This is a genomic window from Ruegeria sp. AK11, from assembly GCF_056541095.1.
Genome location: NZ_JBQFXU010000001.1, coordinates 255089 through 280706, shown reverse-complemented (window position 1 = coordinate 280706; position 25618 = coordinate 255089). Strand labels below are relative to the sequence as shown.

Sequence of the window (25618 nt, the reverse complement as noted above, 5' to 3'; positions counted from 1 at the left end):
GTGCAAAACGTTCAGTTGACAAGAGTCGCCGCCGCGGCAGCGGCCGCGCCCTCGATCCCGAACTGATAGAAGACCCCGATCAGCATCAGCGCCGCGGATCCCATCAGGGCGACCCATAGAACGGGTGTCGACCGCGTTTCGATCGGGTCCTCGTTCTCGGCCCCGAAATACATGTAGAACACGATCCGCAGGTAATAGAAGGCGCCAATTACCGATGCGATGGCTGAGACCACAACAAGGCCGGTCAAATCGGCACTTACACCAGCCCGCCAAACACCAAACTTCGCAAAGAAACCCAGCATCGGTGGGACACCGGCAAGCGAGAACATCAGGATCAGAACAGCAAGGGCCTTGCCCGGATCACGTTTGGAATACTGGCGCAGCGCATCAATGTCAGTGACGGGTTTGCCGTCGCGTTCCATCATCAGGATAAACGCAAACGTGCCAATGTTCATGGTCACGTAAATCGCCAGATACATCAGCATCGCCTGAATACCCAACTCGGTACCAGCCGCCAGACCGATCAGCGCATAGCCCATATGGGCAATCGACGAGAACGCCATCAGTCGCTTGATGTCGCGCTGACCAATTGCGGCAACCGCCCCCAGCAGCATCGACAGCACCGACAGCAAAACAATCACTTGCTGCCAGTCTTTGACCACGCCTCCGAAGGCGTCATGCAGAAGACGTGCAAACAAGGCCATTGCTGCGACTTTCGGCGCGGTGGCAAAGAAAGCCGTAATTGGCGTCGGCGACCCTTCATAGACATCTGGCGTCCACATATGGAACGGAACCGCCGACACCTTGAATGCCAGACCCGAGATCAGGAAGATCAGGCCAAACAACAGACCAACCGAGACGTCCCCATGATGGACCGTCTGAATAATGCCCGAGAACAGTGTCGTGCCGGTGAACCCATAGACCAGCGACGCACCATACAGCAGCAGACCTGAACTGAGAGCGCCCAGAACAAAGTATTTCAGCCCTGCTTCGGTTGATTTCGCACTGTCACGACGCAGCGCGGCAACAACATACAGCGCAAGGGATTGCAGCTCGAGCCCCATGTAAAGAGACATCAGATCGCCCGCGCTGACCATCATCATCATACCAACGGCAGCAAGCGCCACCAGCAGCGGATATTCAAAGCGCAGAAGACCCCGGCGCGCCATGTATTCCTGGCTCATCACCAGAACGGCACCTGCCGACAAAAGGATGGCAACTTTGGCAAAACGCGCGAACCCGTCATCTACGAACATGCCGTTGAAGGCCACGTTGGTGCCACTGCCCTGGGTGGCGATCCAGATCGCCAGGACCGCCATCAGGCCCGCCGTGGTCCAGACCAGAACCGAAGCCAGCCCGTCTTTCGACGTGTAGACTGCCCCCAACAGAGCCACCATCGCATAGATCGCCAGAACGATTTCCGGCAGGATAATTGTCAGATCAGCCTGGATCATGTCTCCAAAGCTCCCTTAATGCGAAGCGGCAGTCTGGGTCGCAGCCTCAGCCGCGGCCAGAGCCGTGTCATAGTTCGAAATGAGTGCCGTCGTCGATTGCCCGATCACATCGGTCACCAGCGACGGGTAGACCCCCAACAGGATCGTCATTACGATCAGCGGGGCAAAAATCAGCCGCTCGCGAGAGCTCATGTCGGTCATCGCCTTCAGGCTTTCCTTGATCAGGTCCCCAAACACGACCCGGCGATAGAGCCACAGCGCGTAGGCTGCCGAAAAGATCACACCGGTCGCCGCAACTGCAGTCACCCAGGTGTTGACCTGAAATGTGCCCATGAGTGTCAGGAACTCACCAACAAACCCGCTGGTGCCCGGCAGTCCGACATTGGCCATGGTGAACAGCATGAAGACCAGTGCATAGGCGGGCATCCGGATGACCAGACCGCCATAGGCATCGATATCGCGGGTGTGCATCCGGTCATAGATCACGCCGACACAGAGGAAGAGCGCGGCCGAAATAAACCCGTGGCTCAGCATCTGGAAAATCGCGCCGTCAATGCCTTGCTGGTTCGCAGCAAAGATGCCCATCGTGACAAAGCCCATATGCGCGACAGAGGAATACGCGATCAGCTTTTTCATGTCTTCCTGCACCAATGCCACCAGCGAGGTGTAGACAACCGCTATGGCTGACATCCACAGCACAAGATCAGTCATCACCGCCGAGCCAACCGGGAACATCGGCAGGCTGAACCGCAGAAAGCCGTAGCCGCCCATCTTCAACAGGATCGCCGCCAGCACAACCGAGCCCGCCGTCGGCGCCTGAACGTGCGCATCGGGCAACCAGGTGTGCACCGGCCACATCGGCATTTTCACCGCAAAAGATGCAAAGAAGGCCAGGAACATCAACGTCTGCATACCGCCGGTGACATAGACACCCAACACGCTGAAACTCTCGGATGCGAACTGATGGGCCATCAGAGCTTCGATATCCGTGGTGCCCGCGTCAGCATACATCGCGACCATGGCCACCAGCATCAGTACCGAGCCAAGGAAGGTGTAAAGGAAAAACTTGAAGCTGGCATAGATACGATCCTTGCCGCCCCAGATACCGATGATCAGAAACATCGGGATCAGACCCGCCTCGAAGAACAGGTAGAACAGCACAAGATCCAGCGCCATGAACACGCCCAGCATCAGCGTTTCCAGCAGCAAGAAGGCAATCATGTATTCCTTGACGCGGTCTGTCACATTCCAGCTGGCCAGAATGGTCAGCGGCATGATGAAGGTGGTCAGCAACACGAACAGAACGCTGATGCCATCCACACCCATCTTGTATTTCAGACCCATCAGCCATTCACCCTCTTCCACCATCTGGAAGCCGGTGTTCGAAGGATCAAAGCCTGTGTAGATGCCAATTGACACCAGAAACGTCACAGTTGTCGCCAGCAATGCAATCCACTTGGCGTTGCGCTGCGCTGCGACGTCGCTGCCGTGCAGGAACAGCGCCAGAATGCCTGCTGCGATGGCGGGGATAAAGGTGACAATAGATAGGATATTGTCCATTAGTGTGCGCCTCCGCCGATCGACATCCAGGTGACAAGGGCCGCAATGCCCAAAACCATCCAGAAGGCGTAAGTAAAGATGTACCCGGTCTGCGCCTTGCCTGCGAGGCGGGTGAAGAAGGGAACAACGCCCATTGCAACCCCGTTCAGGAAGCCGTCAATCGTGTTGCCGTCACCGCGTTTCCACAGGAACCGGCCAAGAGCGATAGTGGGTTTGACAAAGATCGCGTCGTAGATTTCGTCGAAATACCATTTGTTCAGCAAGAACAGGTACAGCGGACGCTGATTTGCGGCCAGACGTGCCGGCAGCGATGTGTTCACGATGTAGAACCAATAGGCCACGACAAAGCCAAGCAACATGGCGACGAAGGGTGAAACCTTGACCCATTTCGGGGCCGCATGCGCATCGTCCAGAATGTGGTTGTCCGGCGCCATATAAAGCGCACCTTCACCCGGCTCGCCCGCAAAGACATAGTGATGATCGCCACCCTTGACATCCTTCTCACCATGACCTTCATCAGCATGGCTGTCAGCCGCATGGCTTTCATCCGCATGGCTGTCCTCACCGTGCGACGCATCCGCCGCCGCGTGATCACCGGCCTCGGCATGCTCTGAAGCTTCTGCAACCGGAATACCGTAGAATTTGCCAACCTTGTCCGCATGGCCAAAGAAGTTTCCGTACCAGATCATGCCCGCGAATACCGCACCCAGCGACAGAACTCCCAGCGGCACCAACATCACCATCGGGCTTTCATGTGCGTGATCATGCGTGTGCTTGTCGCCGCGCGGCTCACCATAGAACGTCAGGAAGATCAGACGCCAGCTGTAGAACGAGGTGAACGCGGCAGCGACGACCAGCAACCAGAAGCCATAGCTTGATCCGCCCGCATAGGCGCTTTCGATAATTGCGTCTTTTGACAGGAAACCGGCAAAACCAAAGGTGGTCAGCGGGATGCCAACACCGGTAATCGCCAAAGTGCCGATCATCATCGCCCAGAAGGTATAGGGGATCTTTTTGCGCAGACCGCCATATTCGGTCATCTCCTGTTCGTGATGCATCGCGTGGATCACGGAACCGGCCCCAAGGAACAACAGCGCCTTGAAGAAGGCATGCGTGAACAGGTGGAACATCGCCGCCGAATACATGCCGACGCCCGCCGCCACAAACATGTAGCCCAACTGGGAACAGGTCGAATACGCGATGACACGTTTGATATCGGTTTGAACCAGACCAACAGTGGCCGCAAAAAACGCAGTCGAGGCCCCAAGAACAGTGATGAACCCTGTTGCGCCCGGTGCGAACTCCATCAGCGGGGACATGCGGCAGACCAAAAAGACACCTGCGGTCACCATGGTCGCAGCGTGGATCAGCGCTGACACAGGCGTCGGGCCTTCCATCGCGTCCGGCAACCATGTGTGCAGGATCAACTGCGCCGATTTACCCATCGCACCGATGAACAGCAGAACGCAGATCACTTCGATCGCGGTCCATTCCCCCCACAGGAAATGCAGCTTTTCTTCGGCCAGGGCAGGGGCAGAGGCGAAGATGTCCGAGAAATTGATACTGTCGGTCAGGAAGAACAGCGCGAAGATGCCCAGAGCAAACCCAAAGTCGCCGACCCGGTTGACCACAAAGGCCTTGATCGCCGCCGCGTTGGCCGAAGGCTTGCGATAATAGAACCCGATCAGCAGGTATGAAGCGACGCCGACGCCCTCCCAGCCAAAGAACATCTGCACCAGATTATCCGCCGTCACCAGCATCAGCATGGCAAAGGTGAAGAAGGACAGATAGGCAAAGAAGCGCGGTTTATAGCTTTCGCCTTCGCGCCATTGCGGATCGTGGTCCATGTAGCCGAAGCTGTACAGGTGCACGAGCGCCGAGACGGTCGTCACCACGATCAGCATGATTGCCGTCAGTCGGTCCAGACGGATGGCCCAGCTTGTCGAAAGCGAGCCGCTTTCGATCCAGCGCATGATCTCGATCTGCTGCGTGTGGCCGTCGAATGTGAAGAACACGATCCAGGACAGCAGACAAGCCAGAAACAGCAGGCCCGTGGCCGTCCACATGGCGGCCTTCTCGCCAATGAATCTCCAGCCAAACCCGCAGAGCAGCGCGCCCACCAGCGGGGCAAAGAGGATGGTGGTTTCCATGTTCCCTTACCCCTTCATCATATTGACGTCTTCAACCGCGATGGTGCCGCGGTTGCGGAAGAAGCAGACCAGAATGGCCAGACCAATCGCCGCCTCAGCCGCCGCGACGGTCAGCACGAACAGCGTGAAGACCTGCCCGACCAGATCGCCGAGGAAACTGGAGAACGCCACGAGGTTGATATTCACCGCCAGCAGCATCAGTTCGATGCTCATCAGCAGGATGATGACGTTCTTGCGGTTCAGGAAGAGACCGAAGATGCCGATGACGAACAGCGTCGCCGCGACCGTAAGATAGTGTTCAAGTCCGATCATAGCTTCGCTCCTGGCGAGTCGGGGTAGTAGAGTTTGCAGCCGCAGGTGTAGTCGATACGTTTGTGGTTTTTGGTTCGAGCAAAGAACTTCCGGATATCTTTCGTGAATGAATATCGATGTTCGGATGCAATCTGCTTCAGTTCGGCTACTGTTGTCTCAGAGGTTAGTCCGATGGGACCTTCTGGCTTTTGTATCAGATCAATAGAACTTGGCACGTAACCGGCGATGTTGGTCGGCCTATATTCTCCATAGATAACGATACCTTCTCCGCTGCCGCAGTTTTGAAAGAACAGGCTTTGTTTCGGGCTGCAACCGTCTCCGGCATTCACACGTTGTCCAATGCGTCCATTGCCAATATTGACTACGGCTTCTCCGGAGAACGTTTCGAATTGCCCTCTACCGCCATTTACAAAGCTGCAATCGGAGTTCATTCGTTTTAACTTGTAACCCTCGTTCTGCGGCGCACTCTCACACGCCAACAGCGACGCCGGAGCTAGCGCAAGACAAGCCGTCATGGCTAAAACTTTCAAGAGTTCGCCTCTCACAACCCCTGCCCCGGTTTCACGTCCTTCAATTCCATCGCCTTGGCCGGGTCGCGCATCATCTGGCCTATGATGTCCTGACGCTTGATGTCCTTGCGGTGGCGCAGAGTCAGAACGATGGCGCCGATCATGGCCACCAGCAGGATCAGGCCCGCCAGTTGGAACAGAAGGAAGTATTGATCATAAAGAATGACGCCGAGCGCCTCGGTGTTGTGGCGGTCCGCTGGAACGGGTTGCGCCAGATTGGCCGCCGCGCCCTGCGCGCTGTCCCATGCCCCGAAGGCCATGACAAACTGCATCAGGATGATCAGACCAATCAGCAGGGCCAGCGGCATATAGCGCGCCATTTCGGCCTTGAGCTCGGCAAAATCCACGTCCAGCATCATCACCACGAAGAGGAACAGAACCGCGACCGCGCCGACATAGACGATGACCAGCAGCATCGCCACGAACTCGGCCCCCAGCAGCACGAACAGCCCTGCCGAGGACAGAAACGCCAGGATCAGCCACAGGACCGAGTGCACCGGCTGGCGGCTGATCACCGTGAACAGCCCGCCGGTGATGGCGCTGATGGCAAACAGGTAGAAGGCAAAGACGGTCATTGATCCTCATCCTCGTTGTCGCCCATGACCTCTTGCGCCAGATCCAGCGCGCGGGTCATGGCCGGGATGCCGGCAAAGACCGACATCTGACCGATCGTTTCCACGATCTCTTGTTTCTTGGCACCCGCTTCCAGCGCGTGGCGCACGGTTTGGCGCACCGCCGAATCCGCCTGCGCGCCCTGACAGGTCAGTCCGGCCAGCGTCAGCAGCAGGCGGGTCTTGGCATCCAGCCCGTCTTTGTTGACGGTGTTGCCGAACATCATCTCCATGACCTCTTTCGGCATCGTCGGCCACAGCGCCTCGAACCCTTTGGGCGAGAAGCTTTCCATCGCCGGGTTCATCGCCTTGGCCATGTCCTGAGCCTGCTTCATCATCAGCTCGAACGGATTTGTCGGGCTGTCAGTCATCGGTACGGAGCGTCCAGTTCCAGATTGCGCGCGATCTCGGCTTCCCAGCGTTCGCCATTCGACAGGAGTTTTTCCTTGTCGTAGAACAGCTCTTCCCGGGTTTCCGTGGCGAATTCAAAGTTCGGGCCTTCGACGATGGCATCAACCGGGCATGCTTCCTGACAGAAGCCGCAATAGATGCACTTGGTCATGTCGATGTCATAGCGCGTGGTGCGGCGGCTGCCGTCTTCTCGCGGTTCGGCGTCGATGGTGATGGCCTGCGCCGGGCAGACCGCCTCGCACAGTTTACAGGCGATGCAGCGCTCTTCGCCATTCGGATAGCGGCGAAGTGCGTGTTCACCGCGGAAACGCGGGGACAGAGGGCCCTTTTCGTGCGGGTAGTTCACGGTGGCTTTGGGAGCGAAGAAATACTTCAGACCCAGTTTCATTCCGACCCAGAAATCCTGCAGTAGGAAGTATTTGGCAGCGCGGGTGTAATCGATGTTTGCCATATCAGCCTCCTACGCTCCAACGGGCAAATGCGCCCCAGAACCAGTCGAATTTCGCCGCAAAGGCCACGAACACCACCCAGACCAGCGAGAATGGCAGGAACACTTTCCAGCCCAGCCGCATCAGCTGGTCATAGCGGTAGCGGGGAGTGATGGCCTTGACCATCGCGAAGATGAAGAAGAAGAACGCCATCTTGGCGACCATCCACAAAACACCATCGGGCAGGCCCGGGATCGGCGACAGCCAGCCGCCGAAGAACAGCAGCGAGGTCAGCGCGCACATCAGGAAAATTGCGATGTATTCACCCGCCATGAACAGCAGGAAAGGCGTGGCCGAGTATTCGACCTGATAACCCGCCACAAGCTCCGATTCCGCTTCGGGCAAGTCAAACGGAGGCCGGTTTGTCTCAGCCAGCGCCGAGATGAAGAACAGGAAGACCATCGGGAAGTGCGGCAGCCAGTACCAGCTGAAGAACCCGAACGACCCATCCTGCGCCCGCACGATATCGCCAAAGTTCATCGACCCGGTCGAGATGATCACACCGATGATGATCAGGCCGATGGAGACCTCGTACGAAATCATCTGCGCGGCAGAGCGCAACGAGCCGAGGAACGGGTACTTTGAGTTCGACGCCCAACCGCCCATGATCACGCCATAAACCTCAAGCGAGGATACGGCGAAGACATAGAGGATTGCGACGTTGATATCCGACAGGACCCAGCCATCGTTGAACGGGATCACCGCCCAGGCGATCATCGCCAGCACGAAAGAGGTGAGCGGCGCGAGTATGAAAACCGTGCGGTCGGCTCCTGCGGGGATAACGACCTCTTTGACGACGTATTTCAACGCATCCGCCACCGATTGCAGCAGACCGTAGACGCCGACCACGTTGGGCCCGCGGCGCATCTGGACAGCGGCCCAGATTTTGCGGTCGCCATAAACAAGGAACAACAGCGAGATCATCACAAAGGCAACAACAGCAAGCACTTGCGCCAGAATGATGATGGCTATTCCGCCGGGGGTGTTAAAGAATTCAGCCATTGGTCCTCACACCGTGGGTATTCCGTTTTTCGCGCGCGATGCAAAGGCCAGATGCCTGCGCAAACTGCGGCTGGGTCGGCGCGTTGGTGTAAACAGCATCTGCCGCCATAGCGCCACCCTTTTTCTTTCGTTTCCCGCACATTTCCGGCGCAGTCAGGTGCGACCCAACCACAGCGCTGGCTTGCGATATGAAACTGCTATGGTTCATTCCGCCGCAATCTTCTCGGCTTTGCGGACCTGCGCCTGCGCCGACAGCTCGGCCATCAGTTGCGAGGCCCGTGCGATCGGGTTGGTCAGATAGAAATCCTTGATCGCGTTGCGGAAGGTCGCCTGGCCCAAAGATCCGGCCTCAAGCGCTTGAACCTCGTTCTCGATCACCTCGTCGATGCGGGCCAGATGGGGGACCGCCTCGATCAAGGCTGTGCGCAACTGCGCCAGCGAGTCATAGGGGAGCGTCGCCCCCAGTTCAGCCGACAGCGCACGAAGGATGGCCCAGTTTTCCTTGGCCTCACCCGGCGCAAACCCGGCACGCATCGCCAGTTGCGGACGGCCTTCCGTATTCACGAACATACCGTTTTCCTCAGTATAGGCCGCGCCCGGCAGGATCACATCTGCGCGGTGTGCGCCCCGATCTCCGTGGCTGCCCTGGTAGATCACAAACGCGCCTTCGCCGATTTCGACCTCATCCGCACCAAGGTTATAGATCACATCCGCAGCATTGATCGCTTCCATGCCGCCTGCGTTTGTGGCGTCCACATCCATCGCGCCCACGCGCGACGCCGCAGTATGCAGAATGATCAGGCCGCTTTCCGTATTTGCGGCAATTGTTTGCGCGGCAGCCAGAACAGCGGCACCATCCGCCTCCTGCAGCGCTCCCTGCCCGATGATGACCAGCGAGCGTTTGCCCCTGATTTCATCGTCGCCCCCCATGTCGACAACCTTTTGCAGCGCCGCGCGGTCATCGCCCACATGATGGTACGCATAAGTCAGATCGACCGCTGGACCTACCAAAGCGACTTCGGCCCCGTGCGCCCACGCCTTGCGGATACGCGCGTTCAAAACCGGTGCTTCATCGCGCGGGTTGGTGCCAATCAGAAGAATACGCTCGGCCGTATCGATGTCTTCAATCGCGGCGGTCCCGGCATATGCGCCACGGTTCCCGGCCGGAAGCTTGGCCCCATCGGTGCGGCACTCAACAACTCCGCCTTGCCCTTCGATCATCTGTTTCAATGCGAATGCGGCCTCAACCGGTACCAGATCACCGACGATACCGGCTGGCTTCTCAGCACCTTTCAGCGCTTCTGCGGCCTTGGTAAGTGCTTCGGACCATGAGGCCGGGCGCAGCTTACCGTTTTCGCGGATGTAAGGCTTGTCCAGTCGCTGACGCCGCAACCCGTCCCAGACAAAGCGGGTTTTGTCGCTGATCCACTCTTCATTCACTCCGTCATGATTGCGAGGAAGGAAGCGCATCACCTCGCGCCCTTTGGTATCGACACGAATGTTCGATCCCAGCGCGTCCATGACGTCGATGCTTTCGGTCTTGGTCAATTCCCACGGGCGGGCGGTAAACGCATAAGGTTTCGAGGTCAGTGCCCCAACCGGGCACAGGTCGATAATGTTGCCCTGCAGGTTCGAATCCAGCGTCTGGTTCAGATACGAGGTGATCTCGGCATCCTCACCGCGCCCTGTCTGACCCATCTGAGTGATCCCGGCGACTTCGGTGGTGAAGCGCACGCAGCGGGTGCAACTGATACAGCGGGTCATTGCGGTGCCCACAAGCGGTCCCAGATCCAGATCATCAACCGCGCGTTTGGCTTCCTTGAACCGCGAACCGGACAGGCCATAAGCCATCGCCTGGTCCTGAAGATCGCACTCTCCGCCCTGATCACAGATCGGGCAATCCAATGGATGGTTGATCAGCAGGAACTCCATCACCCCTTCGCGGGCCTTCTTGACCATGGGAGAGTTCGTCTTGACTACCGGCGGCTGCCCTTCCGGCCCCGGGCGCAGATCGCGCACCTGCATCGCGCACGAGGCAGCCGGTTTCGGCGGACCGCCCACTACCTCAACCAGACACATCCGGCAGTTTCCCGCAATCGACAGACGCTCGTGATAGCAGAAACGCGGTACCTCGACCCCGGCTTGTTCACAAGCCTGTATCAGGGTCATCGCACCATCGACTTCGATTTCCTGCCCGTCGATATTGATCTTGCGGAGGTCAGACATGGCTCTCAATTCGCTCTCAAATAAACGCCAATGGCGCTGTTTCTTTGGATTTCTTTCTGCCCCAGAGAGCAGAATGTTTTGGGGTTGTCGTAGGACACGCCGTTATTCGCCAGATAAGCCTCGCCCTTGGTCCGCATCCGATCCTTTTCAGCATCCGACTCGACATAGGAGCGGATTTCCGTGTCCGAGTACCCCAGATTATTCGCTTTGGACCGCAGTCCCCACATCACACTGATCGCTTTCAATCGCCGCCCGCTGATCGACGGGCAGAACTCGGAAATCTCATTTGCAATGGCGATGTAGTAGAGTTCGTTGTCGATCTCTTTGACATCCCTCAAGGGCGGCTTTGCTTCTGTCACCGTCGGCAAGGCCATCAGCGATGCGAGGGCAACTAGTTTTACAACAGACATGGGTTTTCCTTTCGTCTTGGACTGTCCAAGACGAAGCGGTTTGCCGCTGCTAGGCAATAACACCCTGCCCGCCCACCGAAGATATGGAAAAACACCGGTCATGGCCGCTGGCAGGTTCCTGCAAATGTCAGTTGATCATTGCTGACGCTGAGGTTCTGCGGGTCAGTATCCGGACCCACCTTCCAAGCAATCCGAGACGATCCGAAGTTCTGGATGCAGAATTTGGTACCTTCATGACGTCCGGCCTCGCGCGCACCATCGAGTGAAGCAGAGACGCCTTTGACGACAACCGTAAAGTCCGCGGGCGAGGTTTTCTTGTTGACCACCTTCGCCTTGGCCCTGAACGACTTGCCGTCGAACAAAAGCCGGTCTGCCGACGGCTTCACCAGACCGCATGCAGAAACACCAGCCAGCGCCAACACAACAATAAGGGCTTTGGGGGCCTTCATACTTTCCCTCTTTGTTTTCTGTTCCGCTGCGTCGCCATCAAAACGCCGCCACCAATGCCATAAGCCCGATCACGACCATGCACACCCAGCCGATCACATACAGAATTGTCCGCGGACCGCTGCTTGGCTTGCCAATCCCTTTCAGGTGCACAACCAGCATCGCCAAGCGCGCAACCAACGCCACTGAGGCCAGCAGGTTTACCCAGAACGGGCTGACGCCCAGCAAAATCGCCGCTGTTATGACAGTCACAAACGCAGGAAGTGTTTCCGTTCCATTCAGATAGGCCCGGTTCAGACGATACGCCTTGTCGGCATAGTCCTGCTCGGGTGTCGCACCGGGTGCCAGCCCTTTGGCTTGTTTGGCCAGTGCCGAAAACGGCGCCAGAAACAATACAACCAGCGTGAATAGCACAACCGACGCAATCGCGTGGCTATATTCAGCAAACACTTCCATCTTCGTTCACTCCGCTGCCATCGCACCCATACGGCCCGATTTCTGAGCCTTGATGCGGTCTTCGATCTCTTCCCGGAAATTGCGGATCAGGCCTTGGATCGGCCAGGCGGCCGCATCGCCCAAAGCGCAGATAGTGTGTCCTTCGACCTGTTTGGTCACGTCAAACAACATGTCGATCTCTTCCAGTTCAGCCTCGCCACGCACCAGACGATCCATCACACGCATCATCCAGCCGGTGCCTTCGCGACACGGCGTACACTGGCCACAGCTTTCATGCTTGTAAAACTTCGACAGGCGCCAGATCGCCTTGATGATGTCGGTGGATTTGTCCATCACAATCACCGCTGCCGTACCCAGACCCGACCCCAGATCATTGCGCAGGTAATCGAAATCCATGATCGCGTCGCGCATGTTTTCACCGCGCACGCAGGGAACCGAGGACCCACCAGGGATAACCGCCAGAAGATTATCCCACCCGCCGCGAATGCCGCCGCAATGGGTTTCGATCAGCTGTTCGAACGGGATCGACATCGCCTCTTCGACGACACATGGGTTGTTCACGTGGCCCGAGATCGCAAACAGCTTGGTACCGGCGTTGTTCTGGCGACCAAATCCAGCGAACCAATCCGCACCCCGACGCAGAATGGTCGGCACCACCGCGATGGATTCCACGTTGTTCACAGTGGTCGGACATCCGTACAGCCCGGCACCCGCCGGGAACGGAGGTTTCATCCGCGGCATGCCCTTTTTGCCCTCAAGGCTTTCAATCAGGGCGGTTTCCTCGCCACAAATATAGGCCCCAGCCCCGTGATGAAGGAAAAGATCGAAATCCCAGCCCGAACCAGCGGCATTTTTGCCAAGAAGCCCCGCGTCATAGGCCTCATCAATCGCAGCCTGCAATGCCTCACGCTCGCGGATGTATTCGCCGCGCAGGTAAATATAGCAGGTATGTGCGTTCATCGCGAAAGAGGCGATCAGACACCCTTCAATCAACGTGTGGGGATCATGGCGCATGATCTCACGGTCTTTGCAGGTGCCGGGCTCGGATTCATCTGCATTCACAACCAGATAGGAAGGGCGACCGTCGCTTTCCTTTGGCATGAACGACCATTTCAGGCCAGTTGGGAAGCCCGCACCGCCGCGTCCGCGCAGCCCCGAATCCTTCATTGTCTGAATGATCCAGTCCCGGCCCTTTTCAATCAGGCCAGCTGTGCCGTCCCAATGCCCGCGGGCTTGCGCGCCTTTCAGCGTGCGTTCGTGCATCCCGTAGATGTTGGTAAAGATCCGGTCCTGATCCTTCAGCATCATTCGTTACCTTCAGCTGTCCTGACGCATGCGCCAGAGTTGAAAAATGTTCACACCCGCATAAATGAATGCCGCCAGAGCGGCAAAATCAAACAGCAGCGCGTGCCGGGCCGTTAAACCCAGCGCAGGGCCAATGAACAGGTTCATGGCAAGCCAGATCACCATCGTCACCGCAATGACGATGCCGATATGTCGGCCCTTTCGGGCTATAGCCTGATCCTTGTCCTTGTCCATCATCCCCCGATGCCCGGATAGGGCACCCGTTTAGTCTTTGTAGGTGCCATCTTCCTTGGCACGTTTGGCAAATTCGGTTTCCTCACCCGCCGCAAGCTTGGCTGCCTGTTCAATCCAGCCATCGCGTTCGATCCGGCCCTTGAACTTCAACCGTGCATCGACCCAGGCGACCTGTTCCGGTGTCCAGGCAGCGATCTGATCATAGTGGAAGAAGCCCAGCTCGTTCAGCGTCTGCTCCAGCTTGGGGCCTACGCCTTTCAACAGTTTCAGGTTATCTGCCTTGCCGTCGCGCGCGCCTGCCAGTGTTTCGGGCTGGTCCTCTTTCGCTGCCTTCGCCTCAGCGGCCTGTTTCGCAGCAGGTTTCGCCGGGGCTGGCGCTTTGGGCGGCTTCGGTGCCGCTTTTGTCGCTGCCGCCTTGCCATCCTTGCCCAACCAAGGGGTGAGGATCGGAACCTCGGTCCCGTCGATGCGCTTGACCGTATCGCCAATACCGGTGGCCAGTTCGACGCTGGCGTTATACCGGGCCTTTCCGGCCTCATGATCGGTCAGACTGGTCAGCCCTTTGAGCGGTTCAGCAGCATAACGTCCGTTTTGTGGGCCCGGCGTCGGAACTTTCCCCGCCACCAGATCATCGAGGATCTTGCCAAAGCTCTCGGCGGTCAGGTCTTCGTAGTAATCCTTGCCGATCTGCGCCATCGGCGCATTGGTGCAGGAGCCAAGGCATTCGACCTCTTCCCAACTCAGCTTGCCATCAGCCGACAGTTCGTGCGGTTTCGCCGAGATCTTTTCCTTACAGACCGCAATCAGGTCCTCTGCTCCGCAGATCATGCAGGAGGTCGTACCACAAACCTGAATATGCGCAGCCGACCCAACGGGTTGCAGTTGGAACATGAAGTAAAACGAAGCAACCTCAAGCACACGGATATAGGCCATACCCAGCATGTCGGCGACGGATTCAATCGCCGGACGGCTCAGCCATCCCTCTTGTTCCTGCGCGCGCCACAGAAGCGGAATGACCGCGCTGGCCTGACGGCCTTCGGGGTATTTGGTGATCTGCGCTTCGGCCCATTGCTGGTTGGCAGTGGTGAAGGCAAAGCTATCGGGTTGTTCGGGGTGAAGACGGCGGAGCATTAGCGGTCAATCTCTCCAAATACGACGTCCATGGTGCCGATGATTGCGGCGACGTCGGCCAGTTGGTGGCCCTTGGCAACGTGGTCCATGGCTTGCAGGTGCAGGAAACCCGGCGCGCGCAGTTTGGCGCGGTAGGGTTTGTTGGTGCCGTCGGCGACCAGATAGACGCCGAACTCGCCCTTGGGGGCTTCGACGGCAGCATAGACCTCACCGGCAGGCACGTGGAAGCCTTCGGTATACAGCTTGAAGTGATGGATCAGGCTCTCCATCGAGGTCTTCATGTCCGAGCGTTTCGGTGGAGTGATCTTGCCGCGGGCCAGAACGTCACCGGGACACTCGCGGATTTTGGCGATGGCCTGACGGATGATCAGCAGCGACTGGCGCATTTCCTCCATGCGGACAAGATAGCGGTCATAGCAATCGCCGTTCTTGCCGACGGGAATCTGGAATTCAAACTCATCATAGCACTCGTAGGGCTGCGCGCGACGCAGGTCCCAGGCCAGACCCGATCCACGCACCATCACGCCCGAGAAGCCGTATTTCTGGATGTCATCCTCGGTCACCACGCCGATATCGGCGTTGCGCTGCTTGAAGATGCGGTTTTCGGTCAGCAGCCCGTCAATGTCATCAAGAACGCTTGGGAATTCGTGACTCCAGGCCTCGATATCGTCCAGCAGTTCGGGCGGCAGGTCCTGATGGACACCACCGGGGCGGAAATAAGCGGCGTGCAGGCGGGCGCCACAGGCACGCTCATAAAACACCATCAGCTTTTCGCGTTCTTCAAAACCCCACAGCGGTGGGGTCAGAGCGCCCACATCCATCGCCTGTGTCGTCACGTTCAGCAGGTGGTTCAGAATGCGCCCGATCTCGGAATACAGCACCCGGATCAGCGAACCCCGGCGCGGCACCTCGACCCCGGTCAGCTTTTCGATGGCCAGACACCAGGCATGTTCCTGGTTCATCGGTGCCACATAGTCCAGACGGTCGAAATACGGCAGGTTTTGCAGATACGTCCGGCTTTCCATCAGCTTTTCGGTGCCACGATGCAGCAGGCCGATATGCGGGTCGCAACGTTCGACAATCTCGCCGTCCAACTCGAGCACCAGACGCAAAACTCCATGCGCCGCGGGGTGTTGCGGGCCAAAGTTGATGTTGAAGTTGCGGATCTTCTGCTCGCCGCTCAGCGCGTCCGTGCTGCCGTCATCATATCTTGAGCCGTCCATCAACGCCCTCGTTTCTTCTTTGCTTCGGCCCGAACCCGGACCTTTTCGGCCTCGACCGCCTTGACCGCAGACCCGGCCAGTAGAACCCCAAACGCGCCCAGAATGATCAACTCACCTATCATCTCAGCGGCGCTCCAACTCTTGCAGTTTCAGCCCGACCCACCACAGCAATGCGATCGTGCCAAAGGGAACCAGACACAGCAGGCACCAGTATTTGTTGATCCCGAAGAACGGCAAAATCTTCACCATCGGAATGATGGTCAGCGCAGACAGGATCAGCCACCAGATGCCACCCATTATTCGGTCTCCTGTTTCTCATCCCCTGGCAGAATGTAGTTCGCACCTTCCCATGGGGACATGAAATCAAACTGACGGTACTCCTGCACCAGACTGACCGGCTCGTAGACGACGCGTTTCTGCGCCTCGTCATAACGCACCTCGGTGTAGCCCGTGGTCGGGAAATCCTTGCGCAGCGGATGGCCACGGAAGCCATAATCCGTCAGGATGCGCCGCAAGTCTGGATGGCCCGAGAACAGGATGCCGAACATGTCGAACACCTCACGCTCGAACCAGTTGGCCGAGGGGTGGATATCGACTATCGAAGGCACCATGTCATCTTCGCGGATCGAAACCCGCAGACGGATGCGCTGGTTCTGGTACATCGAAAGGAAGTGATACACCACGTCGAACCGCTTGGCGCGTTCGGGGTAATCGACGCCGGTGATATCCACCAGTGTCGAGAACTTGCAATTTTGGTCCGACCGCAGAAATTCTACGAATTCCACGAGGTTCGACGGCGCCACATCGACGTTCAGCTCACCATGGGTCACATCCCAGGACAGAACACAATCGGCTCGTTTCAGTTCAAGCTGGGTGCCGAGTTCTTTGAGTGCTTCGCTCATCTACCCTTCCCCTCAGCGTACAATTGTGCCGGTGCGGCGGATTTTGCGTTGTAGCTGTAGCAGACCGTAAAGCAGCGCCTCGGCGGTCGGAGGGCAGCCGGGCACATAAATATCCACCGGAACAACCCGGTCACAGCCACGTACGACGGAATAGGAATAGTGGTAGTAGCCACCGCCATTCGCGCAGGACCCCATCGAGATCACATAGCGCGGCTCGGGCATTTGGTCGTAAACCTTGCGCAAGGCAGGGGCCATCTTGTTGGTCAGCGTGCCAGCCACGATCATCACGTCAGATTGGCGCGGAGAGGCGCGTGGCGCGATGCCGAAACGTTCCGCATCATAGCGCGGCATCGAAGTGTGCATCATTTCAACCGCGCAGCAGGCCAGACCAAAGGTCATCCAATGCAGCGAACCCGTACGGGCCCAGTTGATAATATCCTCGCTCGAGGTCAGCAGAAAACCTTTGTCCTGCAACTCGGCATTCAGGGCCTGAGTGGCGACTTCTTTGTCGACGCCAGCGGTATTTGCACCGGTCATCACTCCCATTCCAGGGCCCCTTTCTTCCACTCATAGGCAAAGCCGATGGTCAGCACGGCCAGAAACACCATCATCGACCAGAAGCCGACATCGCTGATATCGCGGAACCCGACAGCCCAGGGAAACAGGAATGCGATCTCAAGATCAAAGATGATGAAGAGAATCGAGACCAGATAGAATCGGACGTCAAATTTCATTCGCGCATCGTCGAATGCATTGAAGCCACATTCATATGCGCTGACCTTTTCGGGGTCGGGATTGCGGACAGCCAGTACAACGGCGGCAAGAATCAGGACGATTCCAAGGCCTACGGCAACGGCCAGAAACACCAGAATCGGGAGATACTCCCGCAGCAGGTCTTCCACGAATAGCTCCTTTCTTGCGCACGCATCTTGTCGGGTGCGCCGTCAATTGGCGTGTTGACTGGACATTCTCTATCCCCGCCGGGTCAGAGGGTCAACCGAACACAGCCCCCTCTGCCATCAAACATACGCTTGACAGCGCGGCATAGAATCGCATCACGAGCGATTTGCATTGGCTTACGGAAACTCGGTAAACTTACTTATTCCATGCAGGTTTACGTTTTTCGAAGAACGCCGCGATCCCTTCACGTGCCTCTTCCGTTTCCCAGCGCTCGACCAGTTCGTTGATGGTCTGGTCGATTGTGGCATCATCAATACGAGGTCCCAGAGTTCGAACCAATGCCTTGGCAGATGCAACTGCCCCCGGCGCGCACGAAAGATAGGGCCGGAGTTCATCTTCTATCGCAGCCGCAAGCTGCTCGGGAGGCACAGCCTTTGCCAGCAATCCCAAATCAACCGCTTCGGGCGCATCGAACAACCGGGCCGACATGAATACACGCCGTGCCCGCGCCTCACCCATACGAGCGATAACATAAGGGCCGATTGTCGCTGGGATCAGCCCAAGCCGGGTCTCGGTCAGTCCCATCTTCAGACTATCTACACCGATGGCGACATCGCACACGGCCGCCATTCCAACACCTCCGCCAAAGGCGTTGCCTTGTAGCGCCCCGATCAGGGGTTTGGGCATCGTGTTCAACGCCTGCAACATCTCGGCCAGCTTGCGCGCCTCGACAAACCGCGTCGCCTTGTCGGCCGCCATCTGGTCCTGCATCCATCCCAGATCACCACCAGCGCAAAACGTCTTTCCCGCAGCAGCCAGAACGACCGCTCTGACAGTGCCATCCTGACCCAGTTGCGACGCGGCCTGTGTCAGCTCGGCAATCATCTGACCCGAGAGCGCGTTGTGCTTTTCCGCCCGGTCCAGAGTTAACGTGGCAACACCGCGTTCGTCTGCTGAAATCGAGATTGTTTCGAACATGTTAGCCTCTCAACGCCTTGGCCATCTGCGCGGCCTCTTCGACCACATCGATATCCAGACCGGTTTGATAGCCCAACCGGTGCAAATGCGCTGCAACGGTTTCAGTCGCGACATTACCCGCAGCCCCCGGAGCATATGGGCAACCGCCAAGCCCACCCACGGCCGCGTCGAACACACGCACACCCAGCGAAAGTGCCGCATCGATATTGTCGATTGCACGCCCATTGGTGTCATGAAAATGCCCGGCAAGCCGCGTCACAGGAACCCTTTCCCGAACCGCCAGAAGCATATGCGCAATCTTGTCTGGCGTGCCTTGCCCGATCGTGTCCCCCAATGACACCTCGTAACAGCCCAACGCAAACAACCGGTCGGCAATTTCGGCGACTTTCTCGGGCGGGGTCGGGCCATCATAGGGGCAATCCGTCACGCAAGAGACGTAGCCGCGAACCGGAAGGTCGATATGACGCGCCGCTTCGAGAATCGGCGTGAACCGTTCGATTGACTCGGCGATCGAGGCATTGATGTTTGCCTTGGAAAACCCCTCGGAAGCCGACGCGAAAATGGCAATCTCATCCGCTTCGGCAGCCAGCGCATCCTCGTATCCGCGCATATTCGGCGTCAACGCCGCGTAGCGCACGCCGTCCGCGCGGGTAATACCGGCCAGAACCTGCGCCGACCCCGCCATTTGAGGCACCCATTTGGGAGAGACAAAGCTTGCAACTTCGATCCGTCGAAACCCGGCGCGGCTGAGGCAATTGATCAGCGCCACCTTGTCGGCAACCGGTATCTCACGTGTTTCGTTTTGTAGCCCGTCGCGCGGTCCAACCTCGTAGATTTCGACCAGATCACCCATGTCAGAACCCCTTATGGCTTGTTCTCATTCCAAATACGGATCGCGCGACCGTGCCACGTCAAGCCGCGCGGGTACAGATCACTCTTCTTCCAAACGCACCAAAGCTGCCCCAGCCTCGACCTGCGCGCCATCTTCGACCAGCACCTCGGCCACCACACCATCGCGCGCGGCCAGCAACGAATGCTCCATTTTCATCGCTTCCAGAATGGCCAAACGGTCGCCTTCCTGAACGGTCTGCCCCGCGGTGGCAAAAACTGCCTTGACCAGACCCGGCATCGGCGCCTCGATCACGTTGGTGTCACCCGTCGCGCTGGCATCCCGGTCCAGCGGGTCGATAACGTCGAAACTGTGACCGTAGTCGGTAAATACGGTCAAAGTTGTTCCGCTGACAGCGACCCGCGGCATCGGTGCGCCGTTCAGCGTCCACTGCCCCGAGATCCGCTCGGCCGCGACACGGTGTTCGCCCAGCTGCCAAAGCTGGCGATCCGGCCCGTCGACCTGCACGTCCAGATCAAGAACCTCTCCCTGATCGGACAGCTGCACCGCCCGATGCAACGGAGCCCAGAGCGAAAACCCGGTGTCAGGCGTGACATTAACCAAATCCAGTGCGGTCATAGCAGCCGCAACTGCGGTTGTGGCCGAAGTCGGCGATTCCCGCACCAACCCGTCAAGATCGCGCCCGATCAGGCCCGTATCCACATCGCCCGAGGCAAATCCGTCATGGCGGGTCAGCGCTCCCAGAAAGGCGAGATTCGTAACGGTGCCCGCCACTTCGGTCTCCCGCAGCACTCGGTGCAACGTCTCAAGCGCAACCGCGCGGGTCGGACCATGCACCACCACTTTGGCAATCATCGGGTCATACCAGGGGCTGATCGTGTCACCTGTGCGAACGCCACTATCCGCACGGCAGTTGGCCGGGAAAACCAGATGGGTCAATGTACCTGTCGCCGGCAAGAACCCTTTTGGTACATCCTCGGCATAAAGCCGGGCCTCGAATGCGTGACCCGAGATCGACAGATCATCCTGTTGCCTGGGAAGGCTCTCTCCTGCCGCAACGCGCAACTGCCATTCGACCAGATCGACGCCAGTGATGGCCTCTGTTACCGGATGTTCCACCTGTAGGCGCGTGTTCATCTCCATGAACCAGAACCTGTCGGGGCGCAGCCCGTCTGAGGCATCGACAATGAATTCAACCGTGCCTGCGCCCTTATACCCGATCGCCTCGGCGGCGCGCACACCAGCCTGACCCATAGCCTCGCGCATCTCAGCCGTCATACCCGGCGCCGGAGCCTCTTCGATCACCTTCTGATGGCGGCGTTGCAACGAGCAGTCGCGTTCGAACAGATGCACGGCATGTTTACCATCGCCAAACACCTGCACTTCGATATGGCGGGGTTTGGCCACGAATTTCTCGACCAGCACGGCGTCGTTGCCAAAAGCGGTCTTGGCCTCGCCCCGCGCGCTGTCGAGCGCGGCGGCGAAATCCTGAGGCCGTTCAACAAGGCGCATTCCCTTGCCGCCACCGCCCGCAACGGCCTTGATCAGAACCGGATAGCCGATGGCGTCAGCCGCCCCCGCCAGGTGTTCGGGATCCTGATTGTCGCCGTGATAGCCGGGCACCACGGGCACGCCAGCCTGTTCCATCAACACCTTGGCCGCATCCTTGAGGCCCATTTTGCGGATCGCATCCTCTGATGGGCCGATAAAGGTCAAACCCGCGGCCTCGACCGCGTCGACAAAATCGGGGTTCTCTGACAGGAATCCATAGCCGGGATGAATAGCCTGCGCGCCGGTATCCAGCGCCGCCTGAATGATCACATCGCCCTTCAGATAGCTTTCCGCCGGGGCGGGGCCGCCGATATGAATGGCCTCATCCGCCATCTGCACATGCTTGGCCGCCGCGTCCGCATCGGAATAAACAGCAACGCAAGATACGCCCATCCTCTGAGCGGTTTCCATAACCCGGCAAGCAATCTCGCCCCGGTTGGCAATCAGGATTTTGTTGAACATAGCTTACCCCTCAACCGCCAGATCTTCGACAAGTCGAAATCGCTCGCATAGCAGCACCATCTCGGGATCAAATCCGCCATTGCGTTCGAAATACTGGCGATGACCCTCTCTCCATCCCTCAAGCGTTTCATTTTCGCCCTCTGCCAACGCGAAATCCTCGGTTACGTCGCAGTATCGGCAGGTCGAGACCTCGACCGTTTCGATCACCAAGGCCGGACGATCATCCCATTCCATCGCAATATCCCTCCGACCGACCACAGGAGTGTCAGGGCTGCCTTCGGGATAGTCGCGCAACGCACCACAGGTTGCCGTTTTCCGCCCTGATCGTACCAATGCCAGCAGCTCAGCACTCAGCCGGGCATTGTCACCAAACTTGAAAGTCTGGGCACCCGGATAGCGTGCCATGACGTCATTCAATGAAACGTTCATCTTACATCCTGAACACGCCGAAACGTGTCTCCTCTATCGGGGCGTTCAGTGCGGCGCTCAGAGACAAGGCGAGCACATCGCGACTTTTGCGCGGGTCGATGATGCCGTCATCCCAGAGACGGGCCGAGGCATAAAGCGGGTGCGATTGCTCTTCGAACATCTCCAGCGTCGGACGTTTGAATTCGGCCTCTTCCTCGGCCGACCAGGTGCCGCCCTGTCGTTCGATCCCATCGCGCCTGACTGTCGCCAATACGCCTGCGGCCTGCTCGCCCCCCATCACCGAAATCCGAGAGTTCGGCCATGTCCACAGAAACCTTGGCTGATAGGCGCGTCCTGCCATGCCATAGTTCCCGGCCCCAAACGAGCCGCCCACCAGCATCGTGATCTTGGGAACGCTCGTCGTTGCAACTGCCGTCACCATCTTGGCGCCGTGGCGGGCGATCCCTTCGTTCTCGTATTTGCGGCCTACCATAAAGCCGGTGATGTTCTGCAGGAAGACCAGGGGCGTTTTGCGCTGCGAACACAGCTCGACAAAATGCGCGCCCTTTTGCGCAGCCTCCGAGAACAGCACGCCATTGTTGGCAATGATCCCGACTGGGCACCCTTTGACATGGGCAAAGCCGGTGACCAGTGTCTCGCCAAAGCGGGGTTTGAACTCATCAAACCGAGAGCCATCGACCAGCCGTGCGATCACTTCACGGATGTCATAGGGCGTGCGCAAGTCGGCGGGAACGACACCCAGAATTTCATCCGGATCATAAGCTGGCTCCTCGGGTGCTTCGAACAGTAGGCCGGGCTTCAGCCCGGCACCCCCCAATGACCCGACAGCCCGCCGCGCCAATGCCAGCGCATGTGCATCATCTTCGGCCAGATAATCCGCCACACCCGACAGGCGTGTGTGCACATCGCCGCCACCCAGATCCTCGGCGCTAACAACCTCACCCGTTGCAGCTTTGACCAATGGTGGCCCTGCCAGAAAGATCGTGCCCTGTTCCTTTACGATGATCGTCACATCGGACATCGCAGGTACATAGGCCCCACCCGCCGTGCATGATCCCATCACCACGGCAATCTGAGGGATACCCTTCGCGCTCATCCGCGCCTGATTGTAGAAAATACGGCCAAAATGGTCGCGGTCGGGGAACACCTCATCCTGATTGGGCAGGTTCGCGCCGCCGCTGTCGACCAGATAGATGCAGGGCAGATGGTTTTCCTCGGCAATCTCCTGCGCGCGCAGGTGCTTCTTGACGGTCATCGGATAATAGGTGCCACCCTTCACGGTGGCATCGTTACACACCACCATGACTTCGCGCCCCTGCACCCGGCCAATCCCCGCGATGACCCCGGCACAAGGTGCTGCATCGCCATACATCCCATGTGCCGCTGTCGCCCCGATTTCAAGGAACGGCGACCCCGGATCAAGCAGGTTCGCCACCCGCCTGCGCGGCAACATCTTGCCTCGGGATTCATGCCGCGCGCGGGATTTCTCGCCCCCGCCCATGCGGGCTGCTTCGGCAGCAGCAGAGATTTGCGCCAGCGCATCGAGATGAGCGGTGCGGTTTGTCTTGAAGCCCTCGGAGCCGGGCATGGCTTTGGATGTGAGTTTCATTTGTAGATATCCACCTTCAATGCCCGATTACTTATGGGCAAGACCACCACTGCGAAGTAAATTATGTAGAAGATTACGCTCTTTGCAGAAGACGAGAGGGGCCAATTGAACAGCCCTTCAGGGTTGTTCAAATTGATACTAATCTCATCCAGTGCCAAGAATGGCAAAGGCAGCGTCATCAGAAAAAGCAATAGTAAGAAATGAAAAACCCCATTCTTGGACTTAACGCGCAGCCAAGCTTCGCAGTTACCACACCTTACAGCTGGCACGTACTCCTCACTGCCAACCATAGTGTTCAAAACACTCAAGGGCTGCGGCACCCCACATTTAGGGCACTTTAACCCTGACAGACGCCGCAGAATCTTATTCATTTCAATTCCCCCGCCGCCCGCGCCTTCAGTTCCTTTCGGATCACCTTCCCCGTCACCGTCATCGGCAGCTCCTCCAGAAACGCCACCTCGCGCGGATACGAATAATGCGCCAGACGGTCTTTGACCCAGTCCTGCAACTCCTGCTCCGCCGCCTCAGCACCCGGCTTCAACACCACATAAGCCTTCACGATCTCAGTCCGCAGCGGGTCGGGTTTTCCGACCACACCCACAGTCGCCACGGCTGGGTGGGTCAGCAGGCAATCCTCGATCTCGGCGGGACCGATGCGATACCCAGCGGACGTGATCACGTCATCGTCCCGACCGACAAATCGCAGATAGTCGCCCTCCCACACGCCGCGGTCGCCGGTGATCAGCCAGTCGCCGCGAAACTTGTCTGCGGTCGCTTCGGGGCGGTTCCAGTATTCCAGCAGCATCGAGGCCGAGCCGCGCCGGATGGCGACGTCGCCCTCGTCCCCGGTCGGGTTTCCGTCCTCATCAATCACCGCAACCTCATGCCCCGGCACCGGTTGGCCGATACAGCCGGGGCGCACAGGGAAATCCTCGGCGCAGGAGGATACGACCATGTTGCACTCGGTCTGGCCGTAAAACTCGTTGATCGTCAGACCAAAGGCCTTCTGTCCCCATGCCAGCATTTCGGCACCCAGCGGTTCACCCCCGGACGCGACCGAGCGCAGACCGGGGATCACCTGATCTGCTGCCTTGAGCATTCGCAGCGCCGTTGGTGGGAAAAAGACGTTCCGTACCCCGCCACGCGCGATGATGTCAGCGCAGGCCTCGGGGGTGAATTTCTCAAGCCGTGCCGCGACAACAGGAATGCCCAGCGCAAGACCCGGCATCAGCACGTCGAACAACCCGCCGATCCACGCCCAATCCGCCGGGGTCCAAAGACAATCGCCTTCGCGCAAGTGATTATGGCTGATCGAAACCCCTGGCAAATGACCGGTCAGAACCCGGTGCCCATGCAGCGCGCCCTTCGGGCTGCCGGTTGTGCCCGAGGTATAGATCAACACAGCCGGATCGTCAGGGCCGGTCGCGGCAAATGGTACAGCGGGACCGTCTTCGCCAATTTCCGCTGCAATCAAGGGCGTGGCCAGATCACCCAACAGATCAGCCCCTTCGGCGTCGGTCAGTACAATCCCGGCACCTGCGTCACTGACCCGCGACCGCAGCGCGTCCTGCTTGAACAGTTTGAACAAAGGGACCGACACAGCCCCGATCTTCCAGATCGCCAGATGGGCCGCCGCACACCATGGCGACTGGCTCAGCAACACTCCGACGCGATCACCGGGCTTCACATGGCGCAATAATGCGCGGGCTATTCCGTCTGTCATTTGCGACAGCTGCGCAAAGCTGATGTGCTGCGGGTCAGGTCCGGTCAAATCGATCAGCGCGACCCGGTCCCCCGCATGCCGCAGGCACTGCTGCGCCATGTTCAGCCTGTCCGGCAGATCCCAGCCTCCATCCGGGCGCAAACCCGGTATGCGCTCAGCGGTTAGCACGGCGAATTTTCCCTATATTTCCTGCACTTCTCGGTTCAACTGCACCCAACTCCTTCA

General features: G+C 58.4%; 30 protein-coding genes. All 30 read right to left on the bottom strand.

Annotation, left to right across the window (positions count from 1 at the left end):
* Positions 1-11: 11 nt before the first annotated feature.
* Positions 12-1454, bottom strand: coding sequence for an NADH-quinone oxidoreductase subunit NuoN (nuoN, locus tag ACR0D9_RS01425; protein WP_480476104.1), 1443 nt, complete (start codon positions 1452-1454; stop codon positions 12-14).
* A gap of 15 nt (positions 1455-1469) precedes the next feature.
* On the bottom strand, positions 1470-3014 hold the full coding sequence (locus tag ACR0D9_RS01420; RefSeq protein ID WP_480486200.1) for an NADH-quinone oxidoreductase subunit M: 1545 nt from the start codon (positions 3012-3014) through the stop codon (positions 1470-1472).
* Positions 3014-5164, bottom strand: coding sequence for an NADH-quinone oxidoreductase subunit L (gene nuoL / locus ACR0D9_RS01415; protein ID WP_480537453.1), 2151 nt, complete (start codon positions 5162-5164; stop codon positions 3014-3016). The genes ACR0D9_RS01420 and nuoL overlap by 1 nt, the downstream gene beginning before the upstream one ends.
* 6 nt (positions 5165-5170) lie before the next feature.
* Positions 5171-5476 carry an NADH-quinone oxidoreductase subunit NuoK gene (nuoK, locus tag ACR0D9_RS01410; protein ID WP_005984024.1) on the bottom strand — a complete coding sequence of 102 codons (306 nt, stop codon included), beginning with the start codon at positions 5474-5476 and terminating at the stop codon, positions 5171-5173.
* Positions 5473-6006, bottom strand: a complete 534-nt coding sequence (locus ACR0D9_RS01405; RefSeq protein WP_480537452.1) for a hypothetical protein — start codon at positions 6004-6006, stop codon at positions 5473-5475. The genes nuoK and ACR0D9_RS01405 overlap by 4 nt, the downstream gene beginning before the upstream one ends.
* Positions 6007-6017: 11 nt before the next feature.
* A complete protein-coding gene (locus ACR0D9_RS01400; RefSeq protein ID WP_480506312.1) occupies positions 6018-6620 on the bottom strand; it encodes an NADH-quinone oxidoreductase subunit J in 603 nt (200 codons plus the stop codon).
* The gene (locus ACR0D9_RS01395) at positions 6617-7027 is read right to left on the bottom strand and encodes a carboxymuconolactone decarboxylase family protein (protein WP_152458579.1); all 411 of its coding nucleotides are present in this window, start codon (positions 7025-7027) and stop codon (positions 6617-6619) included. Before ACR0D9_RS01395 ends, ACR0D9_RS01400 begins: the two co-directional genes overlap by 4 nt.
* On the bottom strand, positions 7024-7518 hold the full coding sequence (nuoI, locus tag ACR0D9_RS01390; RefSeq protein WP_267362826.1) for an NADH-quinone oxidoreductase subunit NuoI: 495 nt from the start codon (positions 7516-7518) through the stop codon (positions 7024-7026). Before nuoI ends, ACR0D9_RS01395 begins: the two co-directional genes overlap by 4 nt.
* Before the next feature lies 1 nt (position 7519).
* The gene (nuoH, locus tag ACR0D9_RS01385; RefSeq protein WP_117868407.1) at positions 7520-8557 is read right to left on the bottom strand and encodes an NADH-quinone oxidoreductase subunit NuoH; all 1038 of its coding nucleotides are present in this window, start codon (positions 8555-8557) and stop codon (positions 7520-7522) included.
* Positions 8550-8765 (bottom strand): hypothetical protein, encoded by a 216-nt coding sequence (locus ACR0D9_RS01380; RefSeq protein ID WP_480486205.1) that lies wholly within the window; start codon positions 8763-8765, stop codon positions 8550-8552. Before ACR0D9_RS01380 ends, nuoH begins: the two co-directional genes overlap by 8 nt.
* Complete coding sequence (gene nuoG / locus ACR0D9_RS01375) at positions 8762-10783, bottom strand: NADH-quinone oxidoreductase subunit NuoG (RefSeq protein ID WP_480537451.1); 2022 nt, start codon at positions 10781-10783, stop codon at positions 8762-8764. The genes ACR0D9_RS01380 and nuoG overlap by 4 nt, the downstream gene beginning before the upstream one ends.
* A gap of 5 nt (positions 10784-10788) precedes the next feature.
* Positions 10789-11193 carry a DUF5333 domain-containing protein gene (locus ACR0D9_RS01370; protein ID WP_480481784.1) on the bottom strand — a complete coding sequence of 135 codons (405 nt, stop codon included), beginning with the start codon at positions 11191-11193 and terminating at the stop codon, positions 10789-10791.
* A gap of 98 nt (positions 11194-11291) precedes the next feature.
* On the bottom strand, positions 11292-11642 hold the full coding sequence (locus tag ACR0D9_RS01365; RefSeq protein WP_267362834.1) for a hypothetical protein: 351 nt from the start codon (positions 11640-11642) through the stop codon (positions 11292-11294).
* Positions 11643-11679: 37 nt separating this feature from the next.
* Positions 11680-12096, bottom strand: a complete 417-nt coding sequence (locus ACR0D9_RS01360) for an MAPEG family protein (RefSeq protein WP_480481785.1) — start codon at positions 12094-12096, stop codon at positions 11680-11682.
* A gap of 6 nt (positions 12097-12102) precedes the next feature.
* A complete protein-coding gene (gene nuoF, locus ACR0D9_RS01355) occupies positions 12103-13401 on the bottom strand; it encodes an NADH-quinone oxidoreductase subunit NuoF (protein WP_209504919.1) in 1299 nt (432 codons plus the stop codon).
* Positions 13402-13413: 12 nt separating this feature from the next.
* Positions 13414-13635 (bottom strand): DUF5337 domain-containing protein, encoded by a 222-nt coding sequence (locus ACR0D9_RS01350; protein ID WP_209598087.1) that lies wholly within the window; start codon positions 13633-13635, stop codon positions 13414-13416.
* A gap of 30 nt (positions 13636-13665) precedes the next feature.
* Positions 13666-14766 (bottom strand): NADH-quinone oxidoreductase subunit NuoE, encoded by a 1101-nt coding sequence (gene nuoE, locus ACR0D9_RS01345; protein ID WP_480481786.1) that lies wholly within the window; start codon positions 14764-14766, stop codon positions 13666-13668.
* Positions 14766-15989: an NADH-quinone oxidoreductase subunit D gene (locus ACR0D9_RS01340; RefSeq protein WP_171631140.1), complete on the bottom strand. Its 1224-nt coding sequence runs from the start codon at positions 15987-15989 to the stop codon at positions 14766-14768. The genes nuoE and ACR0D9_RS01340 overlap by 1 nt, the downstream gene beginning before the upstream one ends.
* Entirely contained in the window at positions 15989-16111 is a 123-nt protein-coding gene (locus ACR0D9_RS01335) for a hypothetical protein (RefSeq protein ID WP_267362849.1), read from the bottom strand. The genes ACR0D9_RS01340 and ACR0D9_RS01335 overlap by 1 nt, the downstream gene beginning before the upstream one ends.
* Before the next feature lies 1 nt (position 16112).
* Complete coding sequence (locus tag ACR0D9_RS01330) at positions 16113-16286, bottom strand: hypothetical protein (RefSeq protein WP_010442775.1); 174 nt, start codon at positions 16284-16286, stop codon at positions 16113-16115.
* Complete coding sequence (locus ACR0D9_RS01325) at positions 16286-16891, bottom strand: NADH-quinone oxidoreductase subunit C (RefSeq protein ID WP_267362853.1); 606 nt, start codon at positions 16889-16891, stop codon at positions 16286-16288. Before ACR0D9_RS01325 ends, ACR0D9_RS01330 begins: the two co-directional genes overlap by 1 nt.
* Before the next feature lie 12 nt (positions 16892-16903).
* Positions 16904-17437: a NuoB/complex I 20 kDa subunit family protein gene (locus ACR0D9_RS01320; RefSeq protein ID WP_209504454.1), complete on the bottom strand. Its 534-nt coding sequence runs from the start codon at positions 17435-17437 to the stop codon at positions 16904-16906.
* Positions 17428-17793, bottom strand: a complete 366-nt coding sequence (locus ACR0D9_RS01315) for an NADH-quinone oxidoreductase subunit A (RefSeq protein WP_209504455.1) — start codon at positions 17791-17793, stop codon at positions 17428-17430. The genes ACR0D9_RS01320 and ACR0D9_RS01315 overlap by 10 nt, the downstream gene beginning before the upstream one ends.
* Before the next feature lie 193 nt (positions 17794-17986).
* Complete coding sequence (locus ACR0D9_RS01310) at positions 17987-18769, bottom strand: crotonase/enoyl-CoA hydratase family protein (RefSeq protein WP_480476075.1); 783 nt, start codon at positions 18767-18769, stop codon at positions 17987-17989.
* A gap of 1 nt (position 18770) precedes the next feature.
* Positions 18771-19622: a hydroxymethylglutaryl-CoA lyase gene (locus ACR0D9_RS01305; RefSeq protein WP_480476073.1), complete on the bottom strand. Its 852-nt coding sequence runs from the start codon at positions 19620-19622 to the stop codon at positions 18771-18773.
* 78 nt (positions 19623-19700) lie between these two features.
* Entirely contained in the window at positions 19701-21632 is a 1932-nt protein-coding gene (locus ACR0D9_RS01300) for an acetyl/propionyl/methylcrotonyl-CoA carboxylase subunit alpha (RefSeq protein ID WP_480537450.1), read from the bottom strand.
* A gap of 3 nt (positions 21633-21635) precedes the next feature.
* Entirely contained in the window at positions 21636-22061 is a 426-nt protein-coding gene (locus ACR0D9_RS01295) for an ASCH domain-containing protein (protein WP_480537449.1), read from the bottom strand.
* 1 nt (position 22062) lies between these two features.
* Entirely contained in the window at positions 22063-23670 is a 1608-nt protein-coding gene (locus ACR0D9_RS01290) for a carboxyl transferase domain-containing protein (protein WP_480537448.1), read from the bottom strand.
* Positions 23667-24041 carry a hypothetical protein gene (locus ACR0D9_RS01285; protein WP_480481792.1) on the bottom strand — a complete coding sequence of 125 codons (375 nt, stop codon included), beginning with the start codon at positions 24039-24041 and terminating at the stop codon, positions 23667-23669. The genes ACR0D9_RS01290 and ACR0D9_RS01285 overlap by 4 nt, the downstream gene beginning before the upstream one ends.
* A complete protein-coding gene (locus ACR0D9_RS01280) occupies positions 24038-25561 on the bottom strand; it encodes an AMP-binding protein (protein WP_480537447.1) in 1524 nt (507 codons plus the stop codon). Before ACR0D9_RS01280 ends, ACR0D9_RS01285 begins: the two co-directional genes overlap by 4 nt.
* Positions 25562-25618: the final 57 nt, after the last annotated feature.